Here is a 21,422-nt window from a genome sequence, read left to right on the forward strand (position 1 = left end):
GCTGTGAGGATATTCGCTCGCGTCAAACGACGAACAAACCCACCGCCAGCACCATCCCGCAGATATACGTCAGCAGCGCGCCGAGAAATCTTGCCGGGTTTGGCCGATCGAGCCGTCCGCCCCACAAAAGTCCCGCGACCAGAAGGTAGCGCGCCACGGTCGCGACCACGATGGTCGCCGCAATCCAGTCCGGGATCGGACGGGTTGCGAACCACAGAAACAGTACTGCCAGGAACGGCGCATACTCGGCGGTATTGGCGTGTGCGCGCACTGCGCGATGCAGCGGGTCGGTCGGGCTCAGGTCATAGCCGATGCCCTGTCGCGATTTGAAGCGCCGGGTGGAGACGAAAAGCCCAAGGCCGAAGAGCAGCAGCCCCAGCAGCGCGGCGCAGGTGACGGCAATGTTCATGGTCAATCCCCCAACGATCCGCCGGGCCAGCGAGATGACGCGCTCTCGCTGCCCGGCGGTCCCTTGGAGGCAAGGCTAGCCCTGACCTTTGCGATGATTCAAGCCTCGGTCGGCTCGATTCTCGCCGATTACTTCACGAGCGGGCAGCCGCCGTCCTTCAGCGGGCGGAAAGCCTGGTCGGCAGGTAGTTCGGCAAGCACCTTGTAGTAGTCCCACGGCGCCTTCGACTCTTCCGGCTTCTTGACCTGAAACAGGAACATGCTGTGCACCATGCGGCCATCCTCGCGCAAGACGCCGTTGTCGGTGAAGGCATCGCGCACCGGCATTTCGCGCATCTTGGCCATCACCGACTTGGTGTCCCTGGTGCCGGCGGCCTGCACGGCCTTCAGGTAGTGCAGCGTCGCGCTGTAGGTCGAAGCCTGGTTCATCGTCGGCATGCGCTTGGTGCGCTCGAAGAAGCGCTTGCCGAAGGCGCGGGTCTTGTCGTTGAGGTCCCAGTAGTACGCCTCGGTGACGATGAGTCCCTGCGCGAGCTTGAGCCCGAGGCTGTGTACGTCGGAGATGAACATCACGACGGCCGCCAGATTCTGGCCCCCCGCGACGATGCCGAACTCGCCCGCCTGCTTGATCGCGTTGATGGTGTCGCCGCCGCCATTGGCAAGGCCGATGATCTTCGCCTTCGAAGCCTGGGCCTGCAACAGGAAGGAGGAGAAGTCAGGCGTGTTGAGCGGATGCTTGACGCTGCCCAGCACCTTTCCGCCGGCGGCCTTTACCACCTCCGCAGTATCGCGCTCGACCGAGTGGCCGAAGAGATAGTCCGCGGTGAGAAAGAACCAGGTGTCGCCGCCGTTCTTGACGATCGCGCTGCCGACGGTGTGGGCGTTGGAATAGGTGTCGTAGGTCCAGTGCGAGGTGTAGGGCGAGCAGGACTTGCCCGTGATGTCGGAGCTCGCCGCATCCGTGACGATCATGATCTTCTCGAACTGCTTGGAGAGCTCCATGACCGCAAGGGCAGTCGCCGACGTCGGCAGGTCGATGATCATGTCGACGTTTTCGTTTTGCCACCATTTGCGGGCCAGTGCCGCGGCAACGTCCGCCTTGTTGAACACGTCGGCGCTGACGAGCTCGATCGGCTTGCCGAACATCGAGCCGCCGAAATCCTCGATCGCCATCTTGGTGGCTTCGATATTACCCATGCCGCCGATGTCGGAATAGACCGAGGAGAGGTCGGAGAGCACGCCGATCTTCAGCGGCGCCGCCTGCTGGGCGGATGCGGGGCCGGCGACAACGGCGGACAACAGGCCGGCCGCCGCAGCAAGGCGTGCAATTGATCTCATGAGCGGTTCCTTCGCAATATTGGTTGTTCTTGGTCAGTTAGATCTGGATGGGCAAAGCGGCAATTTCTTGCGTGCATCCGCTGCGATTGACGCGCTGTGGGGCCATGACTACTCTTGCACGAACAAAGATTGGCATCGATCCACAGGCAGCCCGGATTGACCCGGGCGTCATGAGAAGATCGCGAATTCCAGGGGACGGAAATGGCCGACGAAATCGCGAGCACGATTCGTGCAGCGCGGGAGCACTCCATCGGCGATCTCCTGCGCCGTTCTGCCAAACGCGATCCGGACAAGACGGCGGTAATATGTGGCGACGTCACCTGGACGTTTGCCGAGATGGATGCGATCTGCAACCGGCTTGGCCGCGGATTGCAGGGACTGGGCGTCAGCAAGGGTGATCGCGTCGCGGTGCTGTCGCGCAACTCGCACGCCTTTGCGGCGTTGCGGTTCGCGGTGGCACGGATCGGCGCGATCCTGGTGCCGATCAATTTCATGCTGAACCCGGACGAGATCAGTTTCATCCTCGCCAATTCCGGCGCGAAGCTGCTGGCGTCAGGTCCGGATTTCGTCGAGCCGGCGCGCGCGGCGACCGCGAAGGGCGGTGCGGTCGAAAAGCTCATCTGGCTGCCGGGTGAGGACCGTGCCACGCCGCCCGGCGGCATGACCACGTTCGACGATCTGCTCAACAGTGACGCCTCGGCGCTCGAGGCATCGGTCGACGGCCGCGACCCGGCGCAGATCATCTACACCAGCGGCACGGAATCGCTGCCGAAGGGTGCCATCCTCACCCATGAAGCTGTCATGTGGCAGTACGTCAGCTGCATCATCGATGGCGGCATGGCGGCCGGGGATACTTTCCTGCACGCGCTGCCGCTCTATCATTGCGCGCAGCTCGACGTGTTCCTCGGCCCCGCGGTCTATCTCGGCGCCACCAGCCTGATCACCGGCAAGCCCGTTCCCGACAACATCCTGTCGCTGATCGAGGCGCACAGGATCACGTCCTTCTTCGCGCCGCCGACGATCTGGATCGCGATGCTGCGCTCGCCCGCGTTCGACAACACCGACCTGTCGAGCCTGGAAAAGGGCTATTACGGCGCCTCCATCATGCCGGTGGAGGTGCTGCTGGAATTGCAGCGCCGTCTGCCCAAGGTGAAGTTCTGGAATTTCTACGGCCAGACCGAGATCGCCCCGCTCGCCACCGTCCTCAAGCCCGAAGACCAGCTGCGCAAGGCGGGCTCGGCCGGCAAGCCGGCGATCAATGTCGAGACGCGCGTGGTCAACGGCGAGATGCTGGACGTGAAAGTCGGCGAGGTCGGCGAGATCGTGCACCGTTCGCCGCATCTGTTGTCGGGCTACTACAACGACCCGGTGAAGACCGCGGCCGCGTTCGCCGGCGGCTGGTTCCACAGCGGCGATCTCGCGACCGTCGATGCCGACGGCTACATCACCATCGTCGATCGCGTGAAGGACATGATCAAGACCGGCGGCGAGAATGTCGCCAGCCGCGAAGTCGAGGAGATGATCTATCGCCTGCCCGCGGTGTCCGAGGTCGCCGTGGTCGGCCTGCCGGATCCCCGCTGGATCGAGGCGGTGACCGCCATCATCGTCGTCAAGAGCGGCGGGAAGCTCGACGAGGAGGCCGTCGTCAAGCATTGCGCGGCCGGCATGGCGCATTTCAAGGTGCCCAAGCGCGTCGTCTTCGTCGACAGCCTGCCCAAGAACCCGAGCGGCAAGCTCTTGAAGCGCGAACTGCGCCAGCGCTTCGTCGGCGGCGAAACGCTCGACAAGGCGATACAGAAGAATTTCGCGACATGACGCCGTTTCCCGAAACAGGGGGGCGGGCGACGCCGGGCTGCAACTTCATTTCAGGCGGGTGACGGCTGGGTGAATTTGCGAGCAGGCTCGCGATCTCCTGCCGCAACCGGACGAGCTTCATCGTGCTGCTGACAAATAACAAACGGCTTGGGCCACACAGGAGGAAACACACCATGAACCGCAGAAAACTTCTCAAGGCTGCCACTCTTGCCGCCGCCACGGCATCGATCAGCGCCCCGGCCATTGCGCAGTCTGCGCCCACGCTGCGCTGGCGGCTGGTCACGACCTTCCCGAAGAGCCTCGATACCCTCTATGGCGCCTGCGAGCTGTTCAGCAAGGCGATCTCCGATCTTTCCGATCAGAAATTCCAGATCGGTGTCTTCGGGCCCGGCGAGATCGTGCCGGCATTCCAGGTGTTCGACGCTGTCGCGAACAACACGGTCGAGATGGGCAATACCGCGTCCTACTACTACATCGGCAAGGATCTGGCGTTCGGGTTCGGCACCGCCGTTCCCTTCGGTCTGAACACGCGGCAGATGAACGCGTGGCTCGCCTATGGCGGAGGGCTCGCCCTGATGAACGAGCTCTATGCGACCTACGGTGTCTACGGTGTGCCGTTCGGCAACACGACGGCGCAAATGGGCGGCTGGTTCCGCAAGGAGATCAAGACGGTGGACGACCTGAAAGGCCTCAAATTCCGCGTCGGCGGAGTGGCGGGACAGGTGCTGAGCCGGATCGGCGTGGTGCCGCAGCAGATTCCGCCGGGAGACATTTATCCCGCCCTGGAGAAGGGCACGATCGACGCGGCCGAATGGATCGGTCCATACGACGATGAGAAGCTCGGCTTCCTGAAGGTCGCGCCCTACTATTATTATCCCGGCTGGTGGGAAGGCTGCGCGAACGGCTTCCTCTACATCAACAACGCGAAATGGGCCGAGCTTCCGAAGGCCTATCAGCACATGGTGACGGTCGCCGCGGGCCAGGTCGGGGCCGACTTGACCGCGAAGTACGATGCCCGCAATGCGCAGGCCATTAAGCGCCTGGTTGCGGCGGGCGCCAAGCTGCGTCCGTTCTCGACTGAAATCCTGGATGCGTCGTTCAAGGCCGCCAATGAGTTCTTCCAGGAGGTTTCGGGCAAGAATGCCCGCTTCAAGACGCTCTACGAGTCCATGAAGGCGTTTCAGAACGAGCAATATCAGTGGGAGCAGGTCTGCGAATCCACTTACGACAATTACATGATCCGTAAGCTTCGTGGATAGCCGAGCTCGGTAACTGCTTCACCGCGCCGGCAAAGGGGAGCCACAGCGCGCGGGCAGACCGCATGGGTTCCAACGGCCCAAGGACGCGGAACTGTGCCCGCTCGCTCGCAGACAATGACGTCGCGCGCTTGCCTGAACCACCGAAGCTGGTTCTAGTTGAGATATCGCCCTCGCCACGGAGCGCGCTGATGCCTCTCTGGACCTGCGAACAATGCGGTGCGCAATTTCCTGCAAGCGCCGAGCCGCCGGCCTCCTGTCGGATCTGCGAGGACGAACGGCAGTTCGTGAACTGGAAAGGGCAGGCCTGGGCGACGCGTGAGGCCCTTGCGCGCAGCCACCATCTGGTCGGGCGCGACGAGCTCGGCGTTGTCGGGATCGGCCTCGAGCCCAGCTTCGCGATCGGCCAGCGCGCCCTGCTGGTGCCTGAACGCGATGGCTGCGTGATGTGGGACTGCATTCCATTGGCAACCGACGAGGCCATCCGACACGTTGCTTCGCTCGGCGGGCTGAAGGCGATCGCCATATCGCATCCGCATTATTATGGCGCGGTAGCCGACGTGAGCGATACCTTCGGTGGCGTTCCGATCTATCTGCATGCCGACGACCGCGCCTTTGTCACCAGGCCGCATCCATCGATCGTTCACTGGACCGGAGACAGCCTCCAGATTTCCGACGATGTGCTGCTGGTGCGCACGGGCGGCCATTTTGCCGGGGCCACGGTGCTGCATTGGCGCAATGGCGCGCAGGGAAGGGGCGCGCTGATGGTCGGCGACATCGCGACGGTCGCCATGGATCGCCGCCATGTCAGCTTCATGTACAGTTATCCGAACTACATTCCGCTCAATGCGGCGGCGGTGCGTCGCATCTCCGAAGCGGTCGCGCCTCTCGCCTTCGACCGCATCTACGGCGCGTGGTGGGACCGCAACATCGAAGCGGGCGCGAAAGCGGCGTTCGAAGCCTCGGTGAGGCGCTATCTCGATGCGATTGCGCAGGTCTGAGCGAGAAGTCGCCGCATCGGAGATGTCACCTCTCGCCTGCGGGAAGGTCGTCACGCTCAGGCGCAGCTGCGCGCCTGAGCGTGCCGGTGAGGGGTCCCGGTCATTGCGGCAAGCCGTCTTCGCGCGTCGCCACCCACCTTATCAAGGGCGGGCTGATCCGGCAGCCTGGGAAGACGTCGCCTTCACGCCAACAGGATATCCCCGAAATGAGCCTCGAACACGTGCAGCGCGCCGTGCAAGCTGCGAGACTCATTTCCTGGCGTTTCAGCAAGCGCTGTCTCAAAATTCTGTATTGCTGCCGCAGCCAACAACAGTTGTTGAGATTGAGGTAAGGTCGATTGGAGGTATTCACTTTCGCCCGGCGTGGTTTGAATCTTGCCGAGAATGCTGAGCGTAGCAACAGCCTCGAACAAGAGTGCTTCCGGGTCGCTGGCAAAGAGATCAGGTTCGGATTGCGTCAGCGCATACATGCCTTTCGCGAGGTTCGCGTCAGCATCGAAAGTCTGCAGTACGGTCGCAGTCTGATCTTCAAAATGTTGATAGGCGAGATCGTGTGTATAGAACAGCTGGTCGAGATTGTCCTTCGGAGGATTGGCGAGGTAGTCGGCTGAACCTGGCTCGGGAGTTGTCCCACCCTCTTGGCCCGCAGAATAGTTTACACCACCATAGTTCCCATAACTCGGAACCGGGATGCCGTGCTGGGTGGATGGCACCAGCGAGTTCGGATCGAAGCGCATCGTTACGTCCCAATCGATGTACATAGCGACCTCCCTACGGACTTGTTTGCGTCGCTGTTAAATCTCGATCTTATGTCGAAAACATGGATACCCGGCGCTGCTTGCCGAGCACTAGGCGTGTTCAGAGCTTTTCAAGGCAGCCGGAGCCATAGAGGCAGCGATTGTCTTGCTTGCGCTACGTGGCGGACCGGCTGGCTTGTCGGGGGTAGCTCTGCCGACCATGAGCTGGAACGCGATGACGACTTCGATCGAAACTTCGGGCCGAGAAACTTGTGCAGGCCGCCCAGCAATAGAAGTTCCGCGCCTACGTGTGATGCCGCGCCTCCCAGGGATGGTCCTGTCGCTTGGACCATGAGACGTAATAGGCGACAGCTGTCATCACGGCGAGCCCGCCAAGGCTGACCAGGAAATGCATGACCAGCAGGTTCGGTCCGGTGATCAGAATCAGGTGTCCGGCGAAGGACAGGAAGACACCGACGCAGAACACGGCAAGCCATTCCTCGCCGCACTTGACGATCGGGCTTATCAGCCACGAGTGAAGTCCGGGCCAGTCCTTCGGGACGAAATGTGTAAAGAGAAACGCCAGCGCCAGAAAGTGCAGCACGCGATAGAGCGCGAGATTCTCCCGGTCGCTCGCATCGAACGGGTCTTGCAGGAAAACGGGCAGGAAGGCGGAGAACTCGGGCGAGCGCTTTGCCAGCGTGACCGCCATGGCAAGGACCACGTAGGCGAGGGCGGCGACCCTCAGCCATCTTTGCTTGTGAATGGAAGGGCCGGGTGCGCCGGTGACGGCGAACCATGCGCCGAGAAAGAACAGCATCTGCCAGCGGAACGGGTTGAAGCGCCACTCTCCGTCCGGAAACGAGGCCGGGGTCCAGCCGAATATGCCCGCGGCGACATAGATGGCAATCGATGCCGCCAGGGTGACGTTCGGCCGCCGCGCAAGACCCCACAGCGCAAGCGGGAAGAGCGCCGTCAGCGGGATGAACAGCTGCAGGATCTCCATGTTCATTGGGGTCGATTGCAGCATGAGGCCGCGCACTAGGATCCGGAGCGGATGATCGAGGATTCCCGTGACATTGTATTGCCAGAGGATCTCCGGCGCGGTGGATCGGCTCGCCACATAGGCGATGGCGTCGATATAGAGGGCGAACAACACGACATAGGCCGCGTAGAGCCGCCACACCGTCCGGAACGCGCGCGTCGCCGCGACCACAAAACCGCGTTCCACCATCATCTTTCCGTAGATGATGGCGAAGCCATAGCCGGCCACAAACACGAAAAGACTGGCAGCGCCGCTGAAGCCGAAGTTCCGTATGGTCAGGAGACCGACCGCGTTGTCCGGGATGTGGTCGAGGAAAATCGTCCAGTTGGCGAGGCCGAGCGCAAGGAAGAGCCTGCCGTCATGGCTGTACTTGGCGAGATTGGCCTTGACCGACGGGTCCATCGAAAAATGTGCGCAAAACTCAGGGTTTGGGGCTGGCGAACGTACCGCCCCGGCTTCCGAATAGCATTTATGTGAACAGGTAAACACTCCCTCCTCGACGGCAACCGCACCTGGGCAGAAGCCGTGGTCTGCGCGCCGCCCATTTCCTGCACCCATGCGGCCAGGACCTGTCGGTCTGCGCCTGTCCCGTTCGTCTTGGGGAAGGGTGAGGTGCAATCGAGAAGGAAAAGCACATGCAATCGTCCTACCGTTGGGTCATCATCGCCTGCGGGGCGCTGATGACCTGCGTCGGTATCGGCGCAATGTTTTCGCTCGCGGTGTATCTGGAGCCGATGTCGGCCGACACCGGCTGGTCGCGCACCGGCATTTCCAGCGCGATGACGCTCGATTTCCTGGTCATGGGTGCAGCGGGGTTCGGCTGGGGCGCGCTCAGCGATCGCATCGGCCCGCGCCCAGTGGTGTTGATGGGCGCCGTCCTGCTCGGGCTTGGGCTCGTGCTCGCCTCCGGCGCAACCTCGCTGGGCGAATTCCAGCTCACCTACGGGCTCCTGGTCGGGTTAGCCTCCGGCGCCTTCTTCGCGCCGATGATTGCGGCCGCCACCGCCTGGTTCGCGCATAACCGCAGCCTGGCCGTCTCGCTGGTTTCCGCCGGCATGGGGGTGGCGCCGATGACCATCTCGCCGTTCGCGCGCTATCTCATCTCGGCCTATGACTGGCGCACGTCGATGATGATGATCGGCATGATCGCCTGGGCGCTGTTGATCCCGGCTGCGCTCCTGGTCAGGCGCGCGCCGGATGCGCAAGCAGCTGCGGAGGGGCCCGCTGGTGCGATCGCCGAGCGGTCGCTGACGGTGGGCGAAGCGTTGCGCTCGCCGCAATTTGTCGTGCTCGCCATGGCGTTCTTTCTGTGCTGTGCCGCGCATTCCGGTCCGATATTTCACTTGGTGAGCTATGCGATCGGCTGCGGGGTGACGCCGCTTGCTGCGGTGTCGATCTACAGCGTCGAAGGACTGGCCGGCCTCGGCGGCCGGGTCCTGCTCGGCGTGCTCGCCGATCGCTTCGGCGCCAAGCGCGTGCTGGTCGCGGGACTTTTGGTGCAGTCGTTGACGATCGCCTGCTATCTCTTCGTCAGCCGGCTCGAGGAATTCTATGCGCTGGCGCTGGTGTTCGGCACCGCCTATGGCGGCATCATGCCGCTTTATGCGGTGCTGGCGCGCGAATCCTTCGGCCAGTCCATCATGGGCACGGTGTTCGGCGCCCTGACCATGGTCTCGGCGATCGGCATGGCGTTCGGACCATGGGCCGGCGGACGGATCTTCGATGCGAGCAACAGCTATGCCTGGCTCTATCTCGGCTCCGCCGGCGTCGCGCTCGGCGCGGTGCTGGTCGCCGCGGTGTTCTCCGCGCGGCGGCGGCAGCCAGTCCTGCAGGCGGCGTGACGGCGTTGACCCGATGACGGCTGAGGCTTGCCGCCTCAGCCGCCGGGTACGCGGGCAAGCCTGATCGCCTCGCTGAGCACCCCACGGTCGCCGATATGGTTGGCCAGCAGCAGCACCAGCCTGGCGCTCATGCGCAGCGCTTCGTCTTCATCGAGGCCGCGCATGCCGTCGATCAGCTCGGCATAGAAGTCGTCGGCGTCGTTGATGTTGGGCGCGAGATTGAGCGTCATGCGGCGAGCTCCCGTTGCTGGGTATTGCGCTGGGCGGTGGCGCGCGAGATCGCCTCGGTGATATCGGCCTCGTCGAACCGGCTCCAGCGTCCCGCGACGTATTGATCCGGCCGGAACAGATAGGTGGTGCCGTTAGAGACGTCGTAGCGCTCCGCCAGCAGTCCCTTGCTATCCTCGATATCGCGGCCGACCACCACGACGCGCGCCTCGATGTCGCCGCAGCGCACCACGCCTCGCTCCGGCGTCTCGCCGAAGGTCACCACCGTGAAGCCCGGTCCCAGGCAGTTGAGGAACCAGCTTTCTTCGCCACCCAGAGTGACCGGCGCGTCCGCAGCGTTGGTGCCCGGCTTCATGTCGCCGGCAAACGAAGAACTGTCCGGCGTGTTCAGTATCGAGGCCACGTAGGGCGTCGGCAGCGACAGCCGGCCCGAATTGACCAGCGGCCGGGCAAAGGCGTGATGCTGCGCGAGGTCGAGCACGGCGTCGCGGAAATAGCCGCTCGCCCTGGTCTTCGGCGTGATGAAGTCGGTCGCGCGCGTCGAATTGAGGATATTGTCGTCGGCCGCGAAGGCGCGCTCCTCGTGATAGGTGTCGAGCAGGCTCTCTTCCGCCCTGCCGCGCAGCACGAGGTCGAGCTTCCAGGCGAGGTTGTCGATGTCCTGCACGCCGGTGTTGGCACCACGCGCGCCGAAAGGCGAGACCTGGTGCGCCGCATCGCCCGCGAACAGCACCCTGCCGTGGCGGAAATTGTCGATGCGCCGGCAGGCGAACTGGTAGACGGAGACCCATTCCAGCTCGAACTTGGTGTTCTCGCCCAGCATCGCCCTGATGCGCGGGATCACGCGCTCGGGCTTTCTCTCTTCATCCGGATTTGAGTCCCAGCCGAGCTGGAAGTCGATGCGCCAGATGTTGTCGGCCTGCCGATGCAAGAGCACCGATTGTCCACGATGGAACGGCGGGTCGAACCAGAACCAGCGCTCGGTGGGGAAATCCGCCTGCATCGATACGTCGGCGATCAGGAAGCGGTCCTGGAAGAACTGGCCCTTGAATTCGGCGCCGACCATGCGGCGCGTGTCGGAATTGGCGCCGTCGCAGGCGATCACCCATTCGGCTTCCAGGGTGAACAGGCCGTCCGGCGTCTCGATGCCGAGCTGTACGCAATCATCGTTCTGCTTCAGGCTCACCACGCGGTGCTTCCAGCGCAGGTCGATCAGCGCGCTTTCGCGGCACCTTCTGATCAGGATTTCCTCCAAATGATATTGCTGGAGGTTGATCATTGCCGGCATCTTGTGATCGGCCTCCGGCAACAGGTCGAACTGATAGGAGAGCTGGTCGCGGAAGAACACCTTGCCGACCTTCCAGCTCACGCCGCGATCGACCATGGGCCGGGCGCAGCCGAGCCGGTCCCAGATCTCCAGCGGGCGCTTGGCGTAGCACACCGCGCGCGAACCGACGCTCACCGTGTCGTTGTCGTCGAGCAGGACGACCGGGTGGCCGTGGGCGGCAAGATCGAGCACGGCGGTCAGCCCGATCGGGCCGGCGCCGATCACCACGACCGGATGGCGGCGAACCACACCCTCCGCCTGCTCCTTGGATTGCACATAGGGATAACGCGGATAGACATAGTTGCTCATGGCGGCCTCGTTGCACGCGCGAAAAAGCAATGATCTGTGGATGAGGGAGGTGCGCCGGCCTATTTGGCGTCGGCGAATTCCTTCTCATGCAGCCAGGCGGTGTGGCGCGGGGGCTTCTTGGTCCTGGCCCATTCGTTGACCATGTCGTGCGCGACCTTCTTCATGCGGTCGAGCTGGTCGGCCGTCGCCGTCCAGGTCGCGACCTCGAGGCGATGGCCGCTCGGATCGTGGAAGTAGATCGACTGGAAGATGGTGTGATCGGTGATGCCGACGACGTCGAGGCCTTCGGCTTCGGCGCGCTGCTTCACTTCCTTCAGCTCGCCCATGTCCTTGACCTGGAAGGCGATGTGCTGCGTCCAGGGCGGCGTGTTGGGGTCGCGTCCCATCGGCGGGGAGTTCGGCAGCTCGAAGAACGCGAGGATGTTGCCGCACCCCGCGTCCAGGAAGATGTGCATGTAGGGATCCGGTTCCTTGGTCGACGGCACCTTGTCCTCGGCGATGGCGCCGAGCAGGTCCATGTTCAGGACCTTCTTGTAGAAGTCGACGGTCTTCTGGGCGTCGGTGCAGCGATAGGCGACGTGGTGGATCTTCTCGATCTGCATGGCGTTGCATCTCCCTTTGCGACTTGTTGGCAAAATTAGTAACAAATATTACTATCTCGCCGCTTTGATCTGGATCAAATCGCTTCACGGCGCATCCGGGGCAGGGAGAATTCACCAGGCGCAGGGGATTTGGCCATGAAAGAGCGACCCGATCCGGCACGTGAACGCGTCCGGCACGAAGCCGGGGACAGCTCCAAGCTCGAGCTGCAGAACTACTTTCCCTATCGACTTGCCCGTCTTGCCGAGCAGGTCTCGCTCGCCGTTGCCGAAGTCTATGCAACGCGCTTCTCGCTCACCCGGCAGGAATGGCGCATTCTGGCCGCGCTCGGTGGAAGAAGCGACGTGCCGACCAAGGAGATCGGCCGCCTGACCACGCTCGACAAGATGAATGTCAGTCGCGCCATGCAGTCGCTGGAAGCGCGCGGCATCGTCAGCCGCACCCGAGATCCGAACGACGGCCGCGAGCGTATCGTGTCCCTGACGCCGTCGGGGCGCTCGCTGTATCGACGCATCGTGCCGTACGCACTCGAACGCGAAGCGACGCTGCTGTCCGTTCTGACGCCGCAGGAGGTCGCGACGCTCGACAACGCGATCTACAAACTCATGAAGATCGCGGAGAAGTTCGAGGATTGAGCGGTGTGAGCCGCCGCGCGCGGCGATGACCTAAGGTTAGGGCGCTCTGCTCCACACACATTCGGAAGCATCGCTGACGTTTTCGTCAGTCTGCCCATCAACTTCATCGTTGCAGCTTTTCGGGAACCCGACATTTGTGTTTCGTGAGGTGAGCGCTGATGCGAGTGCCGATGCGCCGCATCTGCGCGGTCCTGGAGAATTTGACGTGGCGCAATGGTCCCGAAAAAGGGACGCGCATTGTTCTGGTCAGGGCAGGGAACAACGGAGAAAGTCCATGAAGCAGATGAGTCTGCGAAAAGTTGCGATTGCAACCTCGACCGTTGCGTGTGCGGCACTGCTCTCCTTCAGCTGGTCTGAGCAGCGCGGCGTCTCGCTATCGATCGAGAATGCTCAGGCCCGGGTCGGTCGCCCCTTGACCCCGGTGAGCGTTGCGGGTGTTGCGCGCCGACAGCACCGGCGCGCCGTTTATGGAACCGGTGTCGTCGGTGCTGGTGTGGCAGGAGCCGCCGCGATCGGCACGGCTGGCGCAGTCGCCGCCGCCACTTCACCTGTTTGGGGAGGTGGCCCCTACTACACGGGTCCCAGGGCTTACCAGGCCACTTCACCCGTTTGGGGAGGTGGCGCCTACTACACAGGTCCCAGGGCCTACCAGTCATACGCGGCTGCGCCCGCTGCGAGCAGCCCCGCCTGGAACTTGACTACGGCCTACCGCGCGGGCGGTCCCTGGTACGGCCACAACGGATGGGGCGACTACAAGGCCCGCTACGGCATTGTTTGCGATCCCGGCGGCATGATCAAGGGCGGCGACGGGTTGATGTATCGCTGCCAGTAAACACGCGTGAGACGAAGGAGGCGGCCGAAGAATTGCTTCTTTCGCTCCGTCTCGGACTTCCGCGTGACCAGCACTTGGAATGTCGCAGCGCAATCCTCATGCCGCACGTTTGCAGCTGGCGGCCGGTTCAAGCAAAGCGCGGCTCCTTCGATTGAACTCCCGCTGTTCGCGATGAGGGTGCCGCGTGCTTTGCTCAGAAAAGAGTCCCGGACGGTCTCGGGGCTTCAGCCGGCATTCCCCGAAGCTTGATCCCACGGTGGATCGCGCTATATCCGGGGTCTCTCCCCTTTATCTTCACCGGGTTTTACGCATGACGACGATCGATACGGCTGTCGAGAAGCAGCCCTTTCAGGCCGAGGTATCCGAGCTTCTGCACCTCATGGTGCACTCGGTCTATTCGGAAACCGATATTTTCCTGCGCGAGCTCATCTCCAATGCTTCGGACGCCTGCGACAAGCTGCGCTACGAGGCGATCGCCCGTCCCGAGTTGATCGGCGACGGCGAGCCGCCGAAGATCCGCATCATCCCCGACAAGCAGGCGAACACGCTCACCGTGTCCGACACCGGCATCGGCATGGAGCGGCAGGAGCTGATCGACCATCTCGGCACCATCGCCCGCTCCGGCACCAAGGCTTTCGTGGCCAAGCTCAGTGAGGCCAAGGACGGCCTCGGGCTGATCGGACAGTTCGGCGTCGGTTTCTAGTCCGCGTTCATGGTGGCCGAGAAAATCGTCGTTGTCAGCCGCCGCGCCGGCGAAAGCGACGTGTGGACCTGGACCTCCTCGGGCGGTGCGGGCTTCGAGATCGCGCATGGCAGCGAGGAAGATGCCGCGCGCGTTGTCCGTGGCACCGAGATCGTGCTGCACCTGAAGGAAGACGCCAAGAAATATCTCGAGACCCACCAGATCGAGCGCATCGTCTCGGCCTATTCCGACAACATCCAGTTCCCGATCTTCCTGGTGCCGGAGGAGGGCGAGCCGCGCCAGATAAACTCGGCGAGCGCGCTGTGGCAGCGCACGAAGTCGGAGCTCAAGCCGGAGGACTACCAGCAGGCCTATAAGTCCATCGCGGGCGCCTTCGACGAACCGGCGATGACGCTGCACTACCGCGCGGAAGGGCGCTACTCCTATGCCGTGCTGCTGTTCGCGCCGTCGACCAAGCCGTTCGACCTGTTCGAGCCGTCGCGCAAGGGCAGGGTGAAGCTCTATGTGCGGCGCGTCTTCATCACCGACGATGCCGACCTGTTGCCCGCCTATCTGCGCTTTGTCCGCGGCGTCATCGACAGCGAGGACCTGCCGCTCAACATCTCGCGCGAGATGCTGCAGAACAATCCGCAGCTGATGCAGATCCGAAAAGCGGTGACCGGCCGCGTCGTCAGCGAGATCGAACAGCTCGCCGACAAGGATGCCGACAACTTCGACAAGATCTGGGAGGCCTTCGGCATCGTCCTCAAGGAAGGCATCTACGAGGATTTCGAGCGGCGCGACAAACTGCTGGCGTTGTCGCGTTTCTCCACCACGAAAGGCGAGAAGCGTTCGCTCAAGCAATACATCGCCGATTTCAAGCCCAACCAGACCGAGATCTATTTCCTGGTCGGCGACTCTCTCGATCGGCTGAAGTCCAATCCGCGCCTGGAGGCGGCCGCCGCGCGCGGCATAGAGGTGCTGCTGCTCACCGATCCGGTGGACGCGTTCTGGACCTCGGTGCCGCTGGAGTTCGAGGGCAAGCCGCTGAAGTCGCTGAGCCAGGGCGATCTCAATTTCGACCTCATCCCGCTCCTGGACGAGCACAAGGACAACAAGGACGAGGCCGCCGCCGACGAAGCGACGACGATCGCGGTCATCAAGGCTTCGCTCGGGGAGCGCGTCACGGACGTGAAGGCTTCGACGCGCCTCACCACCTCGGCCTCATGCCTCGTTGCCGACAGCCACGGTCCGAGCCGCGAGCTTGAGCGCATCCTGGCGCAGCAGAACCGCGGCATGCGCTCCAGGCCGATCCTCGAGATCAACCTGCGTCATCCGTTCGTGACCGCGATCTCGAAGGCGCAGGTCGGCTCGAAGACGGTCGACGATCTCTGTCTGCTCCTGCTCGAACAGGCCCAGATCCTCGACGGCGAGCTCCCGGAGGACCCCGCCGCCTTCGCCGCCCGCCTCAACCGGCTCGTGCTGCAGGGGGTTGGGGAGAAGGGGGCCTAGGCTTCACCAGAGTGTCGCCATTGCGAGGAGCGATAGCGACGAAGCAATCCAGTTTGCCGCCGCGGAAAGATTCTGGATTGCTTCGCTTCGCTCGTTGTCGCGCCCTCACTCCGCCGCATCCTTGAGCCGCGCCGCTTCTGCGCGCGAGGCCTCCTCGCGCTTCTTCTGCATCGAGCGCGTCAGCAGGTTCGAGAGGCGGTCGAGGTACAGATAAACCACGGGCGTCGTGAACAGGGTCAGCGCCTGGCTGACGATGAGGCCGCCGACCATGGCATAGCCGAGCGGCTGGCGGATTTCCGAGCCGGTACCGGTGCCCAGCATGAGCGGCACGCCGCCGAGCATTGCCGCCATTGTCGTCATCATGATCGGGCGGAAGCGGAGCACCGCGGCCTGCCGGATCGACTGCTCGGGGCTCATGTGATGCTCGCGTTCGGCGGCGATCGCGAAATCCACCATCATGATGCCGTTCTTCTTCACGATGCCGATCAACAGAATGATGCCGATCAGCGCGATCAGCGAGAAGTCGAAGCCGAACGCCATCAGGATCGCGATCGCGCCGACGCCCGCCGACGGCAGCGTGGAGAGGATCGTCAGCGGATGGATGTAGCTTTCGTAGAGAATGCCGAGGATCAGGTACACCACGATCAGCGCGGCGAGGATCAACAGCGGTACCGTGCTCAGCGATTGCTGGAAGGCCTGCGCGGTGCCCTGGAAGCTGGTGGCCAGCGTCGCCGGCGCGTTCAGCTCGGTAACCGCGCGCTGCACGGCGGCGGTCGCCTGTCCGAGCGCCGTGCCCTCGGCGAGGTTGAAGCTGATCGTCACCGACGGAAACTGGCCCTGGTGCGCAATCGAGAGCGGCCGCACCGGCACATTGGTCCACTCGCAGAACACCGACAGCGGCACCTGGGCTCCCGTTGCCGGCGAGCGGATATGGAGCTTGTCCAGCGTATCTAACCTGCCCTGCAGCTCGGGCAGGATCTCCAGGATCACGCGATAGGTGTTCACCTGGGTGAAATACTGCGTGACCTGGCGCTGACCGAATGCGTCGTACAGCGTGTCGTCGATCAATTGCGGCGTAATGCCGTAACGCGCGGCGGTGTCGCGGTTGATCGTCAGCTGCACCGTGGTGCCCTCGGTCTGCTGGTCGGTCGCGACATCGCGCAGTTCCGGCAGCGTCTTCATCCGCTCCAGGATCTTTGGCGCCCATTCGTTCAGCTCGGCAAGGTTGGCGTCCTGCAGCGTGAACTCGAACTGGGTCCGCGTGGCGCGGCCGCCCATGCGCACGTCCTGGGCGGCCTGCAGGTAGAGACGGGCCCCCTCGATCTGCGCCAGCTGCGGCCGCAGCCGGGCGATGATCTCCTGCGCGCTGACGTCACGCTCATGGCGCGGCTTCAGCGCGATGTACATGCGCCCGGCATTCAGCGCCGTGCCGCCGCCGCCGATGAACATCGCGATGCTGTCCACGGCGGGATCGGCCTGCACGATCCGGCTGAGCTCCTCCTGGCGCCGCTTCATCTCGGTAAAGGAGATGTCCTGCGGCATCTCCGACACCGCGGTGATCATGCCGTTGTCCTGCTGCGGGAAGAAGCCTTTCGGGATGATGACGAACAGAACGACCGAGAGCGCCACGGTGGCGAAAAAGACAACAAGCGTGGTCAGGCTGTGGCGCAGCGCAAGGTCGAGGCCGCGCTCGTAGGCGGCTAGCAGGCGATCGAACATGCGCTCGCTCCACTGGTAGAAGCGGCCGTGCCTGACCTCGTGGTGCGAGCGCAGGAAGCGCGAGGCCATCATCGGCGTCAGCGACAGCGACACCACCATCGAGACGAGGATCGCCATCGCCAGCGTCACCGCAAACTCGCGGAACAGCCGGCCGATGATGCCGCCCATCATCAGCAGCGGAATCAGCACCGCAATCAGCGATATGCTGATCGAGACGATGGTGAAGCCGATTTCGCGGGCGCCCTTGAAGGCCGCGGCGAGCGGCGGCTCGCCCTGCTCGACATGGCGGGTGATGTTCTCCACCATGACGATCGCGTCGTCGACCACGAAGCCGACCGCGATCGTCAGCGCCATCAGCGACAGATTGTTGAGCGAGAAGCCGAACACCCACATCAGCGAGCAGGCTCCCAGAAGCGCGAGCGGGACCGTGACGCTCGGGATGATCGTCGCCCAGAAGCTGCGCAGGAACATGAAGATGACCATCACCACCAGCGCGATGGTGATCATCAGCGTGATCTGCACGTCCTCCACAGCGGCGCGGATGGTGAGCGTGCGGTCGCTCATGATCTTGATCTTGATCGACGGCGGGATCGCCGCGATCAGGCGCGGCAGCTGCGCCTTGATGCGGTCGACGGTTTCGATGACGTTGGCGCCGGGCTGCTTGAACACGACGAGAAATACGCCGCGCTTGCCGTCGGCCCATGCCGCGGTCTTCATGTCCTCGGCACCCGACACCGCCTGTCCGACGTCGCGGATCCGCAGCGGTGCGCCGTTGCGATAGGCGATGATGACGTCGTTCCAGTCCTTCGCTTCCGTCAGCTGGTCGTTGGCATAGATGGTGTAGGCGCGCGTTGGGCCGTCGAGGCTGCCCTTGGGGCTGTCGGTGGTCGCGACCGCGACCTGGGTGCGCACGTCCTCCAGCGACAGGCCTTTTGCGACGAGCTTTCCCGGATCGACCTGGATGCGGATGGAGGGTTTCTGCTGGCCTCCGATGAACACCTGCGCGACGCCGGAGATCTGGCTGATCTGCTGCGCAAGCTGCGCGTCGGTGCGGTCGCTGACCGTGGTCAGCGGCAAGGTGTCGGATGTCGCCGCCAGGATCATGATCGGCGAATCGGCCGGGTTGACCTTGCGGTAGGTCGGCGGCGACGGCAGGTTCTTCGGCAGTTGCCCGCCCGCGGCGTTGATGGCGGCCTGGATGTCGTTGGCGGCGGCATCGATCGAGCGGCTGAGCTCGAACTGGATGGTGATCGAAGTCGAGCCGAGCGAGCTAGTCGAGGTCATCTGCGCGATCCCGGGGATCTGCGCCATCTGGCGCTCGAGCGGCTGGGCCACGGATGAGGCCATCGTCTCCGGGCTGGCGCCGGGCAGCGAGGCCGAGACCTGGACGGTCGGGAAGTCGACCTGCGGCAGCGGCGCGACCGGGAGCAGGGGATAGGACACCAGCCCGACGAACAGGATGCCTGCCATCAGCAGCGACGTTCCGATTGGGTAGCGGATGAACGGGGAAGAGAAGCTCTCCATGCCGAGGCCATCGGGCGGTCAGCGCATCCTCTCTCGAACAGCGGAGAGTCGCGCTCGAGAGCCGAGCACGAATGTGCGTTTCCTCGCCTGTGAAGTGTTATGCAGGCCCGGGCGCTTCGTCGCGCCCGCGCCGCCGTTTGCCTAAGCATAACCCGATCCCAAGTTCTTGGCGAACGGGAACCCGGCGCGACCCTTTGTCGACCCTGGTCGGGGGCCGCTTCTCCCTGGCTCCGGGCGCCCTTGAACCCGGTTCCCCTGCGCCCCGACCAAGGGGGCATGCCGGCCCGCCACGTTACCCGCCCGCTCAAGACCCTCGCTTTGGCGCTTGCCGTCGCGCTGTCCGCGACGTCCGTGCATGGCGCGTCCGAGGACGGCACGACGCCGGAGGCGCCGAAGCCGCCCAGGAGCCTCCTCGACATCCAGATCCCGATTCCGCACGAGCCTGACGTCGCCAACAATGGCTGCCGCCTGCGCAACTCCCCCTCCGAGAAAGAGACCGGCGCGCTCACCGAGATTCCGTTCTGGAGCCTCGTCGAGCACGACAACCTGCGCTACAGCGTCCGCCTCACGGTCGACGGGGCGGACAAGTTTGCCAAGCGCATCGCCGGGCTGGACGAGGATGCGCGCACGCTGGCGCTGCTCTATGCGCTGTGGGACCATCTCGGGCACGACGGGCTGGTCACCTTCTTCCATTCCGATCGTGCCGCTGCGGCCGCCCCGCAACTGCGCGACGCCCTGAAGCAGGCGGGCCTGACAAAAGAGTTCGACCTGTTCAGCCGCGCCATGGCCCTGGTGCGCGCCCCCGAGCAGTCCACCCGCGTCGATGCGGATAAGCCAAAGGGGTTCGACCACAAGCTAAGGGCCCTTAGCCGCGAGTTCGGCACGCGGGAGACCTTCCGGAAGACCATCACCACCTTCATCGAGGGCCGCCCCGCGCTGTGGCAGCATATCGAGGAGCTACGCGCGCGGCTGAACGATCCCGACCGGCTCACCGTCCTCACCTACGCGCTGGCGGACAGGATCGGCGACACGTGGCGGCCCTATCCGGAAGTCGAAAAGCGCCTCTCATCGCTCAGCCGCGAGCAGCGCATGCTGGCGCTGATCGCCCGCTTCAACGACGAATTCAAGAACGGCGGCGTCGACCAGTTCTTCTACAATTCGGACGGCGCGCTGGCGCCCGAGGTCCATGACGCCATGATCGAGCTCGGGATGACCGAGCAGGCGGCGATCTTCAGGGGCGGCCTCGACCTGTTCGGCAGGCCTTACCTGCGCGATACCCAGAAGCGTCGCGAGGCCTTCTTCCACAAGAAGCGCGGCAGCGAATGGGACTGGACGATGTCGCGTCTCACTGACGAGTTCTACGCCCTGAACGGCGGCCTCGAATTCCACCAGATGAAGGGCAGCATGATGGTCGTCGGCGGTCCCGGGATCGACTACGCCATGATCAGATACGCCCGCGCGCACAAGCTGGCGTGCTAGGCGACGATAGAGCGGCGAGCGTCGCCGCTACGTCCGGTCCCGCAGCGCCCGCCGCGCCGCCCGTTCATAGACGGCGATGATGATGATGCCGGGGACCAGCCCGGCAACAAGCATGAGAAAGATCGTCGCAAGCATGGCGAGAGCTCATATGCGTTGGCAACGCGCGCAAAACTGATTCGGCAAGAAGCGTAGCATCAGGCGCGCGTTCGCGTGAGAGCGCGGGTGCGGATGCGCATGTGAAACCACAGCGATTTCGCCTGATCGCTTCGCATAGGTTAATCTTCTTGCCGATTGAAACCTTGACGGGAGCTCGTCTTCCCTCTCCGGGCTCATCGCGCCCCTCAAGCGGGTCGAGACGACTGCCCTGCGGTTTCCTCCGTTGCGAGGCGCGCCCGGTCGGCCTAGATAGGCGCCAATGCATACTGGCGCGGCTGCGCGCCGCGGTCGGCTGCGAATCTGCCCGGCCGCCGATTCGAATGGAGGTTTTCATGCGCGCTCTTGCTCTCACGCTCGCGGCGGCCGCCACCATCCTGGCTGCGGCCCCGGTGCGCGCCCAGACCTACGATCCGCGCTATCCCGTTTGCATGCACGTCTATGGCGGGGTGAAGGGCGGCGGCGAGTGGATCGACTGCAGCTACATCTCCCTGCCGCAGTGCAAGGCCACCGCATCGGGCCGCGCGGCCATGTGCGGGATCAATCCCTATTACGCCGGCCCCCCGCCGCGTCGCGCCTATAGCCGGCGCGTGCCAGCCTACTAGCGCTGGGGAGATCAGATCGGTCGAATTGGAGCGGTTAATGCGCTCCCTCGCCCCGCTTGCGGTAGAGACGAGCGAAGCTCGCTCTCAGAGGGTCGGGGTGAGGGGGAGCTTCCACAGCGGCGAGAGACGATCTAGTGGAGAGTCCCCCTCACCCGAAGTTCAAGCTGCGCTTGACTTTCGACCTCTCCCGCTTGCGGGCAGGGCGATCGCATATGACGCTATGGAGGCTGTGAACGGCGCGGCCTCATGGTTCGAGACGCGCCCTAAGCGGCGCTCCTCACCATGAGGGTCCAATATTTCGCCGCGAAACAAGACCTCATCCTGAGGAGCCCGCTGAAAGCGGGCGTCTCGAAGGATGGCCGCGAAGAAACTGCCA

General features: G+C 63.8%; 16 protein-coding genes and 1 pseudogene. 9 read left to right on the top strand and 8 right to left on the bottom strand.

The genetic code is table 11. The features are described from left to right. Positions 1 to 22: 22 nt before the first annotated feature. Together HY852_RS04095 and HY852_RS04100 are read right to left on the bottom strand one after the other, a co-directional pair. Positions 23 to 409, bottom strand: coding sequence for an MAPEG family protein (locus HY852_RS04095; RefSeq protein WP_291602856.1), 387 nt, complete (start codon positions 407 to 409; stop codon positions 23 to 25). 128 nt (positions 410 to 537) lie between these two features. Beyond that, positions 538 to 1,746 (bottom strand): ABC transporter substrate-binding protein, encoded by a 1,209-nt coding sequence (locus HY852_RS04100; RefSeq protein WP_291602858.1) that lies wholly within the window; start codon positions 1,744 to 1,746, stop codon positions 538 to 540. Positions 1,747 to 1,947: 201 nt separating this feature from the next. On the opposite strand from HY852_RS04100, the gene HY852_RS04105 reads away from it, so the two are divergent. From HY852_RS04105 to HY852_RS04115, 3 genes are all read left to right on the top strand, one after another. Further along, a complete protein-coding gene (locus HY852_RS04105) occupies positions 1,948 to 3,561 on the top strand; it encodes an acyl-CoA synthetase (protein ID WP_291602859.1) in 1,614 nt (537 codons plus the stop codon). 173 nt (positions 3,562 to 3,734) lie between these two features. Then, positions 3,735 to 4,820 carry a TRAP transporter substrate-binding protein gene (locus HY852_RS04110; RefSeq protein WP_291602860.1) on the top strand — a complete coding sequence of 362 codons (1,086 nt, stop codon included), beginning with the start codon at positions 3,735 to 3,737 and terminating at the stop codon, positions 4,818 to 4,820. Between the two features lie 188 nt (positions 4,821 to 5,008). After that, positions 5,009 to 5,818, top strand: coding sequence for an MBL fold metallo-hydrolase (locus tag HY852_RS04115; RefSeq protein WP_291602862.1), 810 nt, complete (start codon positions 5,009 to 5,011; stop codon positions 5,816 to 5,818). A gap of 182 nt (positions 5,819 to 6,000) precedes the next feature. Here the strand turns inward: HY852_RS04115 and HY852_RS04120 are convergent, their stop codons facing one another. Both HY852_RS04120 and HY852_RS04125 read right to left on the bottom strand, forming a co-directional pair. Further along, positions 6,001 to 6,579 carry a hypothetical protein gene (locus tag HY852_RS04120; RefSeq protein ID WP_291602865.1) on the bottom strand — a complete coding sequence of 193 codons (579 nt, stop codon included), beginning with the start codon at positions 6,577 to 6,579 and terminating at the stop codon, positions 6,001 to 6,003. Positions 6,580 to 6,859: 280 nt separating this feature from the next. After that, complete coding sequence (locus tag HY852_RS04125; protein WP_291602866.1) at positions 6,860 to 8,002, bottom strand: OpgC domain-containing protein; 1,143 nt, start codon at positions 8,000 to 8,002, stop codon at positions 6,860 to 6,862. 233 nt (positions 8,003 to 8,235) lie between these two features. Between HY852_RS04125 and HY852_RS04130 the strand changes: the two genes are divergently transcribed. Next, on the top strand, positions 8,236 to 9,441 hold the full coding sequence (locus HY852_RS04130; RefSeq protein WP_291602867.1) for an MFS transporter: 1,206 nt from the start codon (positions 8,236 to 8,238) through the stop codon (positions 9,439 to 9,441). 35 nt (positions 9,442 to 9,476) lie between these two features. Here HY852_RS04130 and HY852_RS04135 read toward each other — a convergent pair whose 3' ends face one another. Genes HY852_RS04135 through HY852_RS04145 form a run of 3 tightly spaced genes read right to left on the bottom strand, consistent with a single transcriptional unit; the run spans position 9,477 to position 11,907 of the window. Next, positions 9,477 to 9,671 carry a DUF2783 domain-containing protein gene (locus HY852_RS04135; protein ID WP_291602868.1) on the bottom strand — a complete coding sequence of 65 codons (195 nt, stop codon included), beginning with the start codon at positions 9,669 to 9,671 and terminating at the stop codon, positions 9,477 to 9,479. Next, positions 9,668 to 11,305: an FAD-dependent oxidoreductase gene (locus HY852_RS04140; RefSeq protein ID WP_291602870.1), complete on the bottom strand. Its 1,638-nt coding sequence runs from the start codon at positions 11,303 to 11,305 to the stop codon at positions 9,668 to 9,670. Before HY852_RS04140 ends, HY852_RS04135 begins: the two co-directional genes overlap by 4 nt. 59 nt (positions 11,306 to 11,364) lie before the next feature. Then, positions 11,365 to 11,907: a VOC family protein gene (locus HY852_RS04145; protein ID WP_291602871.1), complete on the bottom strand. Its 543-nt coding sequence runs from the start codon at positions 11,905 to 11,907 to the stop codon at positions 11,365 to 11,367. Positions 11,908 to 12,042: 135 nt separating this feature from the next. Here HY852_RS04145 and HY852_RS04150 point away from each other — a divergent pair, with 135 nt between their 5' ends. The 3 genes and pseudogenes from HY852_RS04150 (at position 12,043) to htpG (ending at position 15,566) form a co-directional block, all read left to right on the top strand. Further along, positions 12,043 to 12,540 (top strand): MarR family winged helix-turn-helix transcriptional regulator, encoded by a 498-nt coding sequence (locus tag HY852_RS04150; RefSeq protein WP_291602872.1) that lies wholly within the window; start codon positions 12,043 to 12,045, stop codon positions 12,538 to 12,540. 274 nt (positions 12,541 to 12,814) lie between these two features. Next, the gene (locus tag HY852_RS04155; protein WP_291602874.1) at positions 12,815 to 13,372 is read left to right on the top strand and encodes a hypothetical protein; all 558 of its coding nucleotides are present in this window, start codon (positions 12,815 to 12,817) and stop codon (positions 13,370 to 13,372) included. A gap of 310 nt (positions 13,373 to 13,682) precedes the next feature. After that, a pseudogene (htpG, locus tag HY852_RS04160) lies at positions 13,683 to 15,566 on the top strand (molecular chaperone HtpG). Positions 15,567 to 15,671: 105 nt separating this feature from the next. Here htpG and HY852_RS04165 read toward each other — a convergent pair. After that, a complete protein-coding gene (locus HY852_RS04165) occupies positions 15,672 to 18,809 on the bottom strand; it encodes a multidrug efflux RND transporter permease subunit (protein WP_291602877.1) in 3,138 nt (1,045 codons plus the stop codon). A gap of 276 nt (positions 18,810 to 19,085) precedes the next feature. Between HY852_RS04165 and HY852_RS04170 the strand changes: the two genes are divergently transcribed. Then, complete coding sequence (locus HY852_RS04170; protein ID WP_291602879.1) at positions 19,086 to 20,288, top strand: DUF4375 domain-containing protein; 1,203 nt, start codon at positions 19,086 to 19,088, stop codon at positions 20,286 to 20,288. A 488-nt stretch (positions 20,289 to 20,776) separates the two neighbouring features. Next, complete coding sequence (locus HY852_RS04175) at positions 20,777 to 21,046, top strand: DUF3551 domain-containing protein (RefSeq protein ID WP_291602881.1); 270 nt, start codon at positions 20,777 to 20,779, stop codon at positions 21,044 to 21,046. The last annotated feature ends 376 nt before the right edge of the window (positions 21,047 to 21,422 follow it).

It is taken from the genome of Bradyrhizobium sp. (assembly GCF_016213215.1).
Taxonomy (GTDB): Bacteria; Pseudomonadota; Alphaproteobacteria; order Rhizobiales; family Xanthobacteraceae; genus Bradyrhizobium.